This is a genomic window from Psychrobacillus sp. FSL K6-4615, assembly GCF_038008225.1.
GTDB classification, from domain to species: Bacteria; Bacillota; Bacilli; order Bacillales_A; family Planococcaceae; genus Psychrobacillus; species Psychrobacillus psychrotolerans.
Window position 1 is genome coordinate 599,021 of record NZ_JBBOYQ010000001.1, and the last position, 15,247, is coordinate 614,267.

The window sequence follows — 15,247 nt, forward strand, 5'->3', positions numbered from 1 at the left end:
TCCACTAAATTCTCCTGTAAATAATAGATAGTCAGTCTATGTTTTGCATAAAATCTCCTTCACTAAAAAACCATTTGCGAAAAAAATTAAAAAATTCACATCTATCGGAATAAATAACTATTGACTGAATGCTCATTCAGTTTTAATATTGAATTACTTATATATTAGTTTACGAATCTAATGTATTATTCTATTCAAAGTATCATTTTACAACTCAGAGGGGGAGAAATAAGATGAATCCATTTTTAATTGCAAACTGGATACTGTTTATCGCAGTAGTTGTGTATGCTGTTGGATTGTTCGCATATTTGTTGAAAACAAGATATACGTATATCAAACTAGGGAAAAAAGTCGAATTTGAAGATAATGTGAAGGAAAGACTTCGCAAAATATGGGTGTATGTTTTTGGACAAAAAAAATTATTAAAAGATAAGAAGAGCGGAATTATGCATGTAATGTTCTTCTATGGTTTCTTATTAGTCCAAGCAGGAGCAATCGATTTTATTTGGAAAGGGTTAGCGCCAGGGTCTCATATTCCGCTTGGTCCATTATATCCAGCGTTTACTTTCTTCCAAGAAATTGTCACATTATTAATCTTAGTTGCCGTTGTATGGGCATTTTATCGCCGTTACGTAGAGAAATTAGTTCGCTTAAAACGAGGGTGGAAAAATGGTTTAGTACTTATTTTCCTAAGTGGATTAATGCTTTCTGTTTTAATCGGGAATGGTATGGGGATGATTTGGCACGATCATAGTGCTACTTGGTCAGAACCAGTTGCATCAGCCATCGCTACTATTTTCGGTTTCTTACCACCGACAGCAGGAGCAGTAATTTTCTTTGCAATGTGGTGGGTGCATTTAATCATTCTATTAACATTCTTAGTGTATGTTCCACAATCTAAGCATTTCCACTTAATCACTGGACCTGCAAACGTTTACTTCCACCGTTTGGACAAAGTTGGTAGATTACGTCCGATTAATTTTGAAGAAGAAGAAAACGAAGACCCAGAGGCAGAAGAAGAAATGCCTTCGTTCGGGGTAGGTCGCATTCAAGATTTTACGCAAGCACAGATGATCGACTTCTACGCATGTGTAGAATGTGGTCGTTGTACGAATATGTGTCCGGCAACTGGAACAGGAAAAATGCTGTCACCAATGGACTTGATCGTAAAGCTTCGTGATCATTTAACATTTACGGGAGCAGTGGAAACGAAGAAAAAACCTTGGGTACCAGCACTAGCATTCCAAGGAACAAAGGGAAATCAACTTGCGATGGCTGCTGGAGCAGAAGGCGCAATGATCGAAGACATTTATAGCCCATCTCTAATTGGAGATGTTATTACAGAAGAAGAAATTTGGGCTTGTACAACTTGCCGTAACTGTGAAGATCAATGTCCAGTTATGAACGAACATGTGGATAAAATTATTGACCTTCGCCGTTACTTAGTAATGACGGAAGGGAAAGTAAACCCTGATGCACAACGCGCAATGACTAACATTGAGCGTCAAGGAAATCCTTGGGGCCTTAACCGTAAAGAAAAAGAAAACTGGAGAGATGCTCGTCCGGAAATTCATATTCCTACAGTGAAAGAAGTATCGAAAGCTGGAGAAGAATTTGAATACTTATTCTGGGTTGGTTCGATGGGATCCTTCGATAGCCGATCACAAAAAATTGCTCTGTCATTTGCACATTTGATGAACGAAGCGGGAGTTAAATTTGCGATACTTGGCAATAAAGAAAAGAACTCTGGGGATACACCACGTCGCTTAGGAAATGAGTTTTTATTCCAAGAGTTAGCTGGTTCAAATATCTCGGAATTTGAAAAAGCAGGGGTAACGAAGATTGTAACAATCGATCCTCATGCATATAATATCTTTAAAAATGAATATGGTGATTTTGGATGGAACGGAGAAGTTCTACATCATACAGAAATGCTATATGACTTAGTGCAAGATGGTCGCTTAAAACCGCAATACGCAGTGGAAGAAACAATTACATTCCATGATTCTTGTTACTTAGGACGCTATAATGATGTATACGATGCACCACGTGAAGTATTAAAAGCTATTCCAGGTGTGAAGTTAGTTGAGATGGATCGTAATAGAGAAAATGGTATGTGTTGTGGAGCCGGTGGCGGACTAATGTGGATGGAAGAGCATGTTGGAAATCGTGTAAACGTAGCTCGTACAGAACAAGCACTAGAAGTAAATCCAACTATTATTTCTTCAGGATGTCCATATTGCTTAACAATGTTATCAGATGGAACGAAAGCTAAAGAAGTGGAAGAAACAGTAGGGACTTACGATATTGCTGAACTTCTAGAGAAATCGATATTTGGGGAATTTATTCCTCCGGTGGAAGAGGAAGAGTTAGAACAAATCGTTCAATAATGAGAAATGTGCAGACACCCCAGTACCACCCCTAAAAAGGGTTTGAGGAATGACGATAAATTTGTCCTATGCTTTAACTGTCATTCTGAAACGGCTCTTGGGGCTAGGCTAGGTACTGGAGCCTGAACAATACTATATTTATATTGCAAATAGTCTTATAGTTTCGTAAACTAATCTTAATCACGTTTTAAATGGTAGTAAAAGCCAGAATGGTTCACCTAATAGTCAGTGGGAGAAAAACAACACTGATGAATTTTTCACTTTATAGTAAGGGAGTAATTTGTTACTCCCTTTTTTCTTACAAATGAATCGAGCGAGCGTTCAGTCGTTTTTTATTTTTGAAAAGTTGAAAGCGTATACAACAATAAGGGGTGTCTATATGACGAAAACAGTTATTTTGGATGGAGCACGTACAGCTTTTGGTAAATTTGGAGGAGCATTGAGTACTTTAACTGCTTCTGATCTTGGTGGAGTAGCTATTAAAGAAGCTCTAAATCGCTCTGGTATTGACCCTGAGCAAGTAGACGAAGTAATTATGGGGACTGTTTTACAAGCAGGGCAAGGGCAAATTCCTTCTCGCCAAGCAGCAACTAAAGCTGGGATTCCTTGGTCCGTCAAGACGGAAACGATCAATAAAGTATGTGCCTCTGGAATGCGGAGTGTCACACTTGCTGATCAATTGATCCGTCTTGGTGACGAGGAAGTAATTGTCGCAGGTGGCATGGAATCGATGTCTAATGCACCATATTATTTACCAAAGGGCAGATTCGGCTTACGTATGGGAGATGCGACGATGGTTGATGGTATGGTTTACGACGGTTTATCTTGTTCGTTCCATCCTAAAAATGTTCATATGGGAACTTACGGTAACTCGACTGCAGAAACGTTTGAGCTGTCTCGTGAAAAACAAGATGCTTGGTCGTTTAGAAGTCATGACCTGGCATTGAAGGCTATAGATAATGGGGTATTAGGAGAAGAAATTGTCTCCCTTGAGATTCCACAACGAAAAGGTGAGCCTGTCATCGTGAAAGAGGACGAATCGCCACGCCGCAACACATCATTAGAATCATTAGCTACACTTAAGCCAGCTTTCGGTAAAGAAGGCACAATCACAGCAGGAAACGCACCTGGTATTAATGATGGGGCTTGTGCACTCGTATTAACAAGTGAGGAAAAAGCAATGTCACTTGGAAAAGAAGCACTTGCTTACGTTATCGGCCATGCAGAAGTAGCGAATGAACCGGAGAAATTCCCACAAACACCTGGATTAGTAATTAATAAAATCCTTGAGAAAACGGGTAAAACACTAGCGGAGATAGATCTATTCGAAATAAATGAAGCATTTGCAGCTGTTGCATTAGTAAGCAGTCAGCTAGCAGGATTAGACGAAGAAAAAGTAAATGTAAATGGTGGAGCAGTTGCACTTGGTCACCCAATAGGCGCATCAGGTGCGCGAATTATACTTACACTTGCGTATGAATTGAAGCGTCGTGGCGGTGGTATCGGAATCGCTGCAATTTGTTCCGGTGGCGGTCAAGGGGATGCCATCATGATCGAAGTTCCAAAAACAGGAGGCAGTGAAGCATGAATATCCAAAAAGTATTAGTAATCGGGGCAGGTCAGATGGGATCTGGAATTGCTCAAGTATGTGCACAAGCAGGATTTGACGTAAAACTAAATGATCGTGAACAACAATTTTACGATCGTGGTATCCAGACAATTACAAAAAACCTTTCTCGTAATGTAGAAAAAGGTCGGATGACGGAAGATGAAAAACAATCAGTACTCAATAAAATTACAATGTCCCTGTCTATTGAAGATGCTAACGATGTCGATTTAGTAATCGAAGCTGCAGTCGAAAACATGGAGATTAAGCAATCTATTTTCAAACAACTAGATGACATTACACCGGCGCATACAATTCTAGCAACAAATACTTCCTCGTTACCAATTACAGAAATAGCAGCTGCGACAAATCGTCCAGAGCAAGTTATTGGTATGCATTTCATGAATCCTGTTCCAGTGATGAAGCTAGTAGAAATCATCCGTGGACTCGCTACATCTGATGAAGTTTACACAGCGATTGAAGAAATGACGAAGAAACTAAGCAAAGTGCCAGTAGAAGTAAATGACTTTCCTGGATTCGTATCTAACCGTATTTTAATGCCAATGATTAACGAAGCCATCTACACACTTTACGAGGGTGTTGCAACGAAAGAAGCTATTGATGATGTGATGAAAATGGGGATGAATCACCCAATGGGACCCCTTCAACTGGCGGACTTTATCGGCTTGGACACTTGTCTTTATATTATGGAAATCTTACATGAAGGATTTGGAGACAGTAAGTACCGTCCATGTCCGTTATTACGTAAATACGTGAAAGCCGGATGGCTAGGAAAGAAAACAGGCAGAGGATTCTACATCTACGAATAAAAGGGGCAACTAGAATGGAATTGAAATTCACAGAAGAACAACTGATGATGCGCAATATGGTGAGAGATTTTGCTAAAACAGAAATCGAACCTTTTATAGATAAGATGGAGCAAGGGGAGTTCCCACGTGAAATTTTGAAGAAAATGGGAGAACTCGGCTTAATGGGCATCACTGTTCCAGAACAATATGGTGGCTCAGAGATGGATTTTACAAGCTATGTAATTGCCATTAATGAGTTATCAAAAGTGAGTGCTGTAGTAGGGGTAATTCTATCCGTTCATACTTCAGTTGGCACGAATCCGATATTATATTTCGGTAACGAGCAACAAAAAAACAAATATATTCCAAAGCTTGCAACAGGTGAATATTTAGGTGCCTTTTGCTTAACGGAGCCATCTGCAGGATCGGATGCTGGAGCTTTGAAAACAAAAGCTGTCAAAAAAGATGATCACTATGTATTGAATGGCTCAAAAGTTTTTATTACAAATGGTGGAGAAGCAGACGTGAATATTGTTTTTGCATCAACGGATCCTTCTCAAGGTTCAAGAGGTATTACGGCGTTTATTGTCGAAAAGGATACGCCAGGATTTATCGTAGGGAAAGATGAACATAAAATGGGTCTCCATGGTTCTAGAACTGTTCAACTAACATTCGAAGATATGAAAATACCTGTAGAAAACAGACTCGGTGAAGAAGGAGAAGGCTTTAAAATCGCAATGGCGAATCTAAACACTGGGCGTATCGGTATTGCAACGCAGGCACTTGGGATTGCAGAAGCCGCTTTCGAAGCCGCTGTTGAGTACTCAAAAGAACGTGTACAATTCGGTAAACCAATTGCAGTAAACCAAGGAGTCGGATTTAAACTAGCTGACATGGGAACTGCTGTAGAAGCTGCTAGATTACTAGTCTATCGTGCAGCAAGTCTTCGTGAACAAGGACTTCCTTGTGGTAAAGAAGCATCGATGGCTAAACTATTTGCCTCAAAAACTGCAGTAGACGTGGCAATTGAAGCGGTGCAAGTATTCGGCGGATATGGTTATACAGAGGATTACCCAGTAGAACGCTACTTCCGTGATGCGAAAATCACGGAAATATACGAAGGTACAAGTGAAATTCAACGTATCGTAATTGCTAAGCATCTAACGAATTAAACTGTTATTTAAGAGCAATTCCGCTCTATACGAAAGCGAACTTCAGTCATACGCGAGAGACTGGGAGCTATACGAGAGAATTCCCAAGCTAAACGAGAGACTGTCAGCTGAACGAGAGAGATTTGGTTCTATACGAGTAAGAATTTCGGTTATACGAGAGAGGCCACAAGCTATACGAGAGACCCTCTCTCGCTGCTCCAACAAACTAAACTTAAAAAGGCGGGATTAACAATGAATTTCCAACTATCAGAAGAACATGAAATGATTCGTAAAATGGTAAGAGACTTTGCAGAAAAAGAAGTGGCACCAACTGCTGCTGAACGTGATGAAGAGGAACGCTTTGATCGTGGCATTTTCGATAAAATGGCTGAGCTTGGCTTAACAGGAATTCCATGGCCGGAAGAATACGGTGGAATTGGTTCAGATTATCTTGCATACTGTATCGCAGTTGAAGAGCTATCACGTGTTTGTGCGTCAACAGGTGTAACTTTATCGGCCCATACTTCACTTGCGGGTTGGCCAATTTTCAAATATGGCAGTGAAGAGCAAAAACAAAAATATCTACGCCCAATGGCAGAAGGTACAAAAATTGGTGGATATGGTTTAACAGAAGCTGGTTCAGGTTCAGATGCGGGTGGTATGAAAACTACGGCAAAATTAGATGGCGACGATTATGTCCTAAACGGCTCAAAAATCTTTATTACAAACGGAGGAATTGCAGACATATATGTTGTCTTTGCAGTAACAGATCCAGAGTCGAAGCATAAAGGTACAAGTGCATTTATCGTTGAAGCAGACTTCCCAGGATTCTCTGTTGGTAAAAAAGAGAGAAAATTAGGGATCCGTTCTTCTCCAACGACAGAAATTATTTTTGATAATTGTCGTATTCCAAAAGAAAATCTTCTTGGGGAAGAGGGACAAGGATTTATTATCGCTATGAAAACATTAGATGGAGGACGTAACGGAATTGCCGCTCAAGCTGTTGGTATTGCACAAGGGGCATTAGATGCATCAGTAACTTATGCAAAAGAACGTGTGCAATTTGGTAAGCCAATCGTTGCAAACCAAGGGGTATCCTTCAAACTTGCAGATATGGCAACTTCTATCGAAGCATCTCGTTTGCTTACATATCAAGCTGCATGGTTAGAGTCAAATGGACTTTCATACGGTAAAGAATCGGCTATGGCGAAACTAATGGCTGGTGATACAGCGATGAAAGTAACAACAGAAGCTGTTCAAGTATTTGGTGGATATGGTTATACAAAAGATTATCCAGTAGAACGTTATATGCGTGATGCGAAAATTACACAAATTTATGAAGGTACGCAGGAAATTCAACGATTAGTTATTTCTCGTATGTTAACAAAGTAATCGATGTCTATGGAAAAGAAACATGAAGTAAAGACATCGGTGAAAGATGAGAATCTTATTGAAAAAAGAAGAGAGCAAATGATTCGTGCAGCTGTTACTTTATTCAAAGAAAAAGGATTTCACCGTGCAACTACGAGAGAAATAGCGAAAGAAGCTGGCTTCAGTATTGGGACTTTGTATGAATATATTCGTACGAAGGAGGACGTATTGTATCTGGTTTGTGACAGCATCTACAACGAAGTGCATAATCGCCTTTCGCAAATTACCGCAGAGAATGGTACCGTCGGCGATTTAAAAACTGCGATCCGTCACTACTATGGTGTGATTGACGATATGTCAGATGAATTCGTAGTTATGTATCAAGAATCCAAATCACTCCCAAAAGGGGCCTTGGAGTATGTACTAACCAAGGAATTAGAAATGGTCGAAATTTTTCACAAGATAATAACGGGCTGTATTCAGGCAGGGGAACTTGAATTAACCGACGCACAAGCACAACTGTATGCACATACTTTAGTCGTTCAAGGGCAAATGTGGGCATTTCGCAGATGGGCATTGCGCAAGGAATTTACAATCGAACAATTTACAGAACTACAAATGGAATTATTACTACATGGGATGAAATAAAAAAGCACGTTCAACATAACAAGGGGGAATATCAACATGTCTACGGTAGAAGTATATCGACCAAAAAATCATGTACGATTCGTTACAGCATCCAGTCTGTTTGATGGACATGATGCATCTATCAATATTATGCGCCGCATTCTACAAGCAAGCGGAGCAGAGGTTATCCATTTGGGACATAATCGCTCGGTAGAAGAGGTAGTAAATGCTGCCATTCAGGAGGATGTACAAGGAATCGCCATATCTTCCTATCAGGGAGGACATGTTGAGTATTTTAAATATATGAAAGACCTACTCGTCGAACGTGGAGCACCACATATTCGCATATACGGCGGGGGTGGCGGAGTAATTATTCCGAAAGAAATAAAAGAATTACAAGCGTACGGCATTTCCGGCATTTTCTCACCAGAGGATGGACGTAAATTAGGGCTTCAAGGAATGATCAATCAAATGCTTGTGGAATGTGATGTAGCAACAGAAGCAAAAGGTGTAAGTGAAGAAATTTCTAACGTTACGACAGAAAACCCAGAAGTTCTTGCACATCTAATCACTGTAGCGGAAGAAGCTCATCAAACACATAATGCGGAAGCAGTTCAAATGCTAGAGCAAGCAAAAGAATTATCTAAAAGCACTCCAGTACTAGGTATTACAGGTACTGGGGGAGCGGGTAAAAGTTCTTTAACGGATGAATTAATTCGTCGTTTCCTACAAGAGCTTCCGGATAAGAAAATTGCTGTCATATCTATTGACCCAACGAAGCAAAAAACAGGTGGAGCACTGCTAGGTGACCGTATTCGTATGAATGCAATATTCAACAAACGTGTATTTATGCGCAGCTTAGCTACCCGGGGTTCACGTACAGAATTATCAGGAGCGCTTGCAGATGTACTGGACGTTGTAAGAGTTGCTGGATACGACATGATTATTGTAGAGACAAGTGGAATCGGACAAGGGGATGCGGAAATTACAAATGTATCGGATGTCTCGATGTATGTAATGACTAGCGAGTTCGGAGCACCCTCTCAATTAGAGAAAATTGACATGATAGATTATGCAGATTTAATCGTGATTAATAAATTTGAACGTAAAGGCTCTGAAGACGCTCTTCGCCAAGTGCAAAAGCAGTATCAACGCAGCCGTGAACTTTGGCATGATGATTTAGATACGATGCCTGTATATGGAACTATTGCTAGTCAGTTCAATGATAAAGGAACAAATTCATTATTTGCGGCACTAGTTGCTACTATAAATGAAAAGACTGGTTCTACTTGGGAGACCTCGTACGATCAATTTGTGAAAACGCAAAAACAGAACGTCATTATACCAAATGAACGCCGTTACTACTTACGTGAAATTACAGATGCTGTTCGTGGATACCATCATAAGTCGGAAGAACAGGTTGGCTTTGCAAGAAGACTGTTCCAGCTAGAAGGTGCAATCGAACAAGTGAAGGAAAAAGCGTCAGATGATGTCCTAGTTCAGTCTCTTGAATCATTAGCTGCAGGTGTTCGTGACGAACTGACGGCAGAATCTAAACGCATTTTAGAAAACTGGGCAGCTTTAAAAGAAGCTTATGCTGGAGACGAGTTTATCACAAAGGTTCGAGATAAAGAGATTCGCACGATTCTTCGTACGGAAAGCTTATCAGGAATTAAAATACCAAAAATAGTATTACCTAAATTCGTAGACTATGGGGAAATTTTACGTTGGGTGTATAAAGAAAACGTGCCGGGTTCATTCCCGTATACGGCAGGTGTTTTTCCGTTTAAACGAGAAGGGGAAGACCCGAAACGTCAATTTGCTGGAGAAGGAACACCGGAACGAACAAATCGTCGCTTCCACTATTTATCAAAAGATGATGATGCAAAACGTTTATCGACTGCGTTTGACTCAGTGACACTATACGGAGAAGACCCAGATCATCGTCCGGATATTTATGGGAAAGTTGGGGAGTCTGGTGTTAGTATTTGTACATTAGAGGATATGAAAAAGTTATATGATGGCTTTGACTTATGTGCACCTTCCACCTCAGTTTCGATGACGATAAATGGACCGGCTCCAATTATCCTTGCAATGTTCATGAATACCGCAATTGATCAACAAGTACGTCTGAAGGAAGAAGAACTAGGTCGCACCCTAACTGTTGAGGAGTTTACAGAAGTTAAAACTTCCACGTTACAGGTCGTTCGAGGAACTGTTCAAGCAGACATATTGAAAGAGGATCAGGGTCAAAATACATGTATCTTCTCTACGGAGTTTGCACTACGAATGATGGGAGATATTCAGCAATATTTTATTGACCAAAAGGTTCGTAACTATTATTCTGTCTCTATTTCGGGATATCATATTGCAGAAGCGGGAGCTAATCCGATTTCGCAACTAGCATTCACACTGTCAAATGGCTTTACCTATGTAGAATATTATTTAAGTCGTGGCATGAATATAGATGACTTTGCACCGAATTTATCGTTCTTCTTCTCGAACGGATTAGACCCAGAGTATACGGTTATTGGCCGTGTAGCTCGTCGTATTTGGGCAGTTGTTATGCGTGACAAATATGGTGCAAATGAGCGTAGTCAAAAGTTGAAATACCACGTACAAACATCTGGTCGAAGCTTGCACGCTCAAGAAATCGACTTTAACGACATTCGTACAACATTACAAGCTCTGATGGCACTACAGGATAACTGTAATTCGCTACATACAAATGCTTATGATGAGGCCATTACAACTCCTACAGAAGAATCAGTTCGTCGTGCAATGGCGATTCAAATGATTATTACGAAGGAACATGGGCTTTCGAAAAATGAAAATCCTCTGCAAGGTGCTTTTATCGTAGAAGAAATGACAGACTTAGTAGAAGAAGCAGTTCTGTCCGAATTCGATCGTATTAATGATCGAGGTGGAGTGCTTGGAGCAATGGAAACACAATACCAACGTGGCAAAATTCAAGAAGAATCTATGCACTACGAGATGAAAAAGCATACCGGCGAGCTACCTATTATTGGGGTGAATACTTATTTAAATCCTAATCCTGCTTCTGACGAGGATATTAATAATATGGAAATCGCACGTGCAACGACAGAAGAAAAAGAGACACAGATTACAAATTTACGAAATTTCCAACAAAAGAACGAAGCGGAGACAGAGGAAGCGCTTGCTCGCTTGAAGCAAGTTGCAGTTACTGGTGGCAATATTTTTGAAGAGTTAATGACCACTGTTCAAAAAGCAAGTCTTGGTCAAATTACACATGCCTTGTATGAAGTTGGGGGACAATATCGACGTAATATGTAAATGGATAGCACCCTGAAAAAATAATTTAGTGTTCCGATGATTATCGGAACACTTTTTTACTATTTTTTTGTATAATATACCTAGTATGTAGTAAAGGAGAATTTGAATGAAAAAACCTGTTCACATTTTGATCATAATGATTCTTTTACTACTAACTTTTTTTCTATATAACAAACAACTAGCCTCTGTGCCACTTCTTTTAATATCATTTTACTTGTTTACAATTGTAGGATGTAAAATTTCTCTTTTCAAAAAGAATAAATGAATGTAGCATATAACATACTTGTGTGTATATAATGAAAAGTATGCAAACGAAACATAGAAAGGACGTGCACGATTTGAAATTTCGTGAAATGACAATAACACAACTACAAGAAGAATCGTTAATCGATCTAGCATTTGCGATTTTAGAAGATAAAAAGAACTCATTAACTTTAAAGGAATTATTTGATGAGATTCAACATTATAATGGATTAACAGATGAGGAAATGGCTTCTCGTAAACCTCAATTCTATACAGATATGAATATTGACGGGCGCTTTTTAGCAATTGCTGAAAACCAATGGGGCCTTAGAGAATGGTATCCAGTAGAACAAATTGAAGAAGAATCAGCTCCTACAGTAAAAGTTCGTAAGAAGAAAGATAAAGTAAAAGATAATGAATTAGACGATTTAGATGAGGATGAAATTATCTTCGAAGAAGAATTTGATGAGTTCGTAGAAGATGACGATGATGACGACGACGATGAGGATGATCCAGTGATCGAGTTTGTCGGAGCAGAGATCGATGAAGTAATTGAAGAAGACTTGATTGATGAAGACGATGATGAATTTGAGATTGATGAGGACTTAGACGAAGAAGACGAAGAAGAGGAAGAATAATTCTTGACTTATTTTCTTATGCGCTATAAGATTTTATTGGGCTCTTTTTAAAGAGACATTACTCATGTGCATATGCGCTCCCCTGCAACGAAGCAGGCGGAGCGCTTTTTGTTATTGCTTTACTCTTATTTATTTTGAATGTTTTAGGCATACTGGAATAAGAAAATGTTCCCATCATATGTGGTGGCGAGCTAGATATTACATTAGGAGGAACACATAATGACTAAATTTATATTTGTTACTGGTGGGGTTGTATCCTCACTTGGAAAAGGGATTACGGCTGCTTCACTAGGTCGTTTATTAAAAAATAGAGGTCTAAACGTAACGATCCAAAAATTCGATCCTTACATCAACTTAGATCCTGGTACAATGAGTCCATATCAACACGGAGAGGTTTTCGTAACAGATGATGGGGCAGAAACAGATTTAGATTTAGGACACTACGAGCGTTTTATCGACATTAACTTGAACAAATACTCGAATATCACAACAGGTAAGGTCTACTCATCTGTCCTAAGAAAAGAACGTCGTGGCGATTATAATGGTGGGACAGTTCAAGTAATTCCACATATTACTAATGAAATCAAAGATCGCTTGTTTTTAGCTGCAAAAGAAACACATGCAGATATCGTTATTACAGAGATCGGTGGAACAGTAGGAGATATCGAATCTCTTCCATTCCTAGAAACAATTCGTCAAATGAAACGTGATGTGGGTAGCGATAACGTAATGTATATTCACTGTACTTTAGTACCATTCATTAAAGCTGCTGGAGAAATGAAAACAAAACCAACACAGCATAGTGTAAAAGAATTACGTAGCCTAGGTATTCAACCAAATGTAATAGTACTTCGTTCAGAAATGCCAGTTCCTCAAGATATGAAAGATAAAATTGGCCTTTTCTGTGACATCAGACCAGAGGAAGTAATCGAATGTATCGATGCAGATTCTCTATATGAAATTCCGTTGAATTTACAAGCACAACATTTAGACCAAATTGTAGTAGATCATTTCAAACTTCAAACTCCTGAAGCAGATATGACAGATTGGATTGGTTTAGTGGACCAAGTAAAATCATTGTCGAAAAAAGTTCGTATTGGTTTAGTAGGTAAATACGTAGAACTTCAAGATGCATACATTTCAGTAGTGGAAGCGATGAAACATGCTGGCTACAAATTTGATGCTGACGTAGAAGTGAAATGGGTAAATGCAGAAGAAGTAAATGAAGACAATGTTGCTGAAATTCTTGCTGATGTAGATGGAATCCTTGTCCCTGGTGGATTTGGAGACCGTGGTGTAGAAGGTAAAATTTCCGCTACTAAATTTGCACGTGAAAACAATGTACCATTCTTAGGTATTTGTTTAGGTATGCAATTAGCAACAGTAGAATTTGCCCGTTCTATTCTAGAACTTGAAGGTGCTCATTCTACAGAGCTAGATCCAACAACACAACATTCTATTATTGATTTATTGCCAGAGCAAAAAGACGTAGAAGACCTTGGTGGAACCCTTCGTTTAGGATTATATCCATGTAAGTTAACACCAGGTTCAAAAGCACATCAAGCATACGGAGAAGAACTAGTATACGAACGCCACCGTCACCGTTACGAGTTCAACAACGAGTACCGCGAGCAATTCGAAGCAGCAGGATTCGTCTTCTCTGGTACAAGCCCGGATGGTCGCCTAATCGAAATCATCGAGCTACCAGATCACCCATTCTTCGTAGCTTCTCAGTTCCACCCGGAATTTGTGTCACGTCCACAACGTCCACAACCACTATTCCGCGACTTCATCAAAGCAGCCGTTGGTGAATAAGAAATGTGGAAGACGCCGTTTAGCTGTGAAAAGCGCTGGAAGACTTGAAAGGAAAGGTGTCTTTTGCCTTTACTAAAAGTCTGAAGCGATCGAGCAGCTGGCGTCTGTAACTGTACAAGAAATAAGAAAAGCGAAAGCGCGTAAATAAGGAAGTCAGTCTTAATTCGCGACATCGTGTCGCAACGACTGACTAACCCACGTCATGTGGGCCTCCGACAAGCGTTGGAAGAATGCCGGTAGAGGCGTACTTTGCCTTTATCCGTCATTCTGAAACGACTCGAGGGGCTACGCGCTGTAGCTAGACAATAAGAAATGTGGAAGACGCCGTTTAGCTGTGAAAAGCGCTGGAAGACTTGAAAGGAAAGGCGTCTTTTGCCTTTACTAAAAGTCTGAAGCGATCGAGCAGCTGGCGTCTGTAACTGGACCATCTAGAAAAGTGAAAGCACTAACCACAAAAAAGGATTACTCATGCGATTTAGCATAAGTAATCCTTTTTTACTTAGTGGAATAACTATTTAATAATATCCTGCATGGGTGTGCCTTTCTATAACAGCCGACTCGACAGAAATGACCTTCTTACATGATGGAACACTTGGGTAGTCGTCAGCCGTAACAGATTAAATGGGAAATAATTCAAAACAACTAAAGAATAATCTCTTTAGGCATTTATATAAACTATTCACCAACTAGCATTTCATTTACCTGCATTTTCACTGCTTCATATACAAATAATCCAGCTAGTGTATGTGGGAGCACAGTGCGGCCTCCGTCTTCAGTAGGTAGTAGTCCTTTCGAGAGTTTGGTGGATATATATGTATAGGCAAGTTCAGCTAGCATATTGTCTTCACTTACTGGTTCAGCTGCTAATGCACTGAAAGGTATAAACTCGTCACTCAACTTTTTAGCTAACTTCAAAGCTTCTTCGTCTTCACAGGAACGAGTAAGAATCCATACCCGGTCTGCACTTGTCAGCTTTATTTCAGGTGACCAAACTTGCATAGATGGAAAAGGTTCGGCTGCAAACTGTGCATTAATGGAAATACTTTTCATTTCTCCAAAAGTGGCGAAAAAAACTGTTCCTTCTCTAGCAGCTGCTTGGGCAAGTAAACGAGCAGTTTCCTCTATATTTTCTTCCTCTGAGCCGGCAATTCTTTGTAATAAACCAGAAAGTTGTGTTGTTAACATTTTCATTAAAATTCACCTCTTCTTTATTATAATGCATATTGCGTTTTTAAAAATAAATAGTTATGGGTAATAAATCAGGTTAATATGGAAAAATTTT

General features: G+C 39.6%; 10 protein-coding genes. 9 read left to right on the forward strand and 1 reads right to left on the reverse strand.

Going from position 1 to position 15,247, the window contains the following annotated elements; genetic code table 11:
* Positions 1-233: 233 nt before the first annotated feature.
* From MKX53_RS02955 to MKX53_RS02995, 9 genes are all read left to right on the forward strand, one after another.
* The gene (locus tag MKX53_RS02955; RefSeq protein ID WP_340908936.1) at positions 234-2,390 is read left to right on the forward strand and encodes a (Fe-S)-binding protein; all 2,157 of its coding nucleotides are present in this window, start codon (positions 234-236) and stop codon (positions 2,388-2,390) included.
* A 379-nt stretch (positions 2,391-2,769) separates the two neighbouring features.
* Positions 2,770-3,978, forward strand: a complete 1,209-nt coding sequence (locus MKX53_RS02960; RefSeq protein ID WP_340908939.1) for an acetyl-CoA C-acetyltransferase — start codon at positions 2,770-2,772, stop codon at positions 3,976-3,978.
* The gene (locus tag MKX53_RS02965; protein ID WP_340768227.1) at positions 3,975-4,826 is read left to right on the forward strand and encodes a 3-hydroxybutyryl-CoA dehydrogenase; all 852 of its coding nucleotides are present in this window, start codon (positions 3,975-3,977) and stop codon (positions 4,824-4,826) included. Before MKX53_RS02960 ends, MKX53_RS02965 begins: the two co-directional genes overlap by 4 nt.
* A 14-nt stretch (positions 4,827-4,840) precedes the next feature.
* Positions 4,841-5,977, forward strand: a complete 1,137-nt coding sequence (locus MKX53_RS02970) for an acyl-CoA dehydrogenase (protein WP_093535787.1) — start codon at positions 4,841-4,843, stop codon at positions 5,975-5,977.
* Between the two features lie 231 nt (positions 5,978-6,208).
* On the forward strand, positions 6,209-7,348 hold the full coding sequence (locus tag MKX53_RS02975) for an acyl-CoA dehydrogenase (protein WP_093535785.1): 1,140 nt from the start codon (positions 6,209-6,211) through the stop codon (positions 7,346-7,348).
* A 9-nt stretch (positions 7,349-7,357) separates the two neighbouring features.
* Positions 7,358-7,975: a TetR/AcrR family transcriptional regulator gene (locus MKX53_RS02980; protein ID WP_340908942.1), complete on the forward strand. Its 618-nt coding sequence runs from the start codon at positions 7,358-7,360 to the stop codon at positions 7,973-7,975.
* A 36-nt stretch (positions 7,976-8,011) separates the two neighbouring features.
* The gene (gene icmF / locus MKX53_RS02985) at positions 8,012-11,269 is read left to right on the forward strand and encodes a fused isobutyryl-CoA mutase/GTPase IcmF (protein WP_340908944.1); all 3,258 of its coding nucleotides are present in this window, start codon (positions 8,012-8,014) and stop codon (positions 11,267-11,269) included.
* A gap of 338 nt (positions 11,270-11,607) precedes the next feature.
* The gene (gene rpoE, locus MKX53_RS02990) at positions 11,608-12,150 is read left to right on the forward strand and encodes a DNA-directed RNA polymerase subunit delta (RefSeq protein ID WP_175496206.1); all 543 of its coding nucleotides are present in this window, start codon (positions 11,608-11,610) and stop codon (positions 12,148-12,150) included.
* Between the two features lie 219 nt (positions 12,151-12,369).
* Positions 12,370-13,965, forward strand: a complete 1,596-nt coding sequence (locus MKX53_RS02995; protein WP_093535779.1) for a CTP synthase — start codon at positions 12,370-12,372, stop codon at positions 13,963-13,965.
* Between the two features lie 675 nt (positions 13,966-14,640).
* On the opposite strand, the gene MKX53_RS03000 is transcribed toward MKX53_RS02995, so the two are convergent.
* Positions 14,641-15,156 carry a DUF2529 family protein gene (locus tag MKX53_RS03000; RefSeq protein ID WP_340908947.1) on the reverse strand — a complete coding sequence of 172 codons (516 nt, stop codon included), beginning with the start codon at positions 15,154-15,156 and terminating at the stop codon, positions 14,641-14,643.
* Between the last annotated feature and the right edge of the window lie 91 nt (positions 15,157-15,247).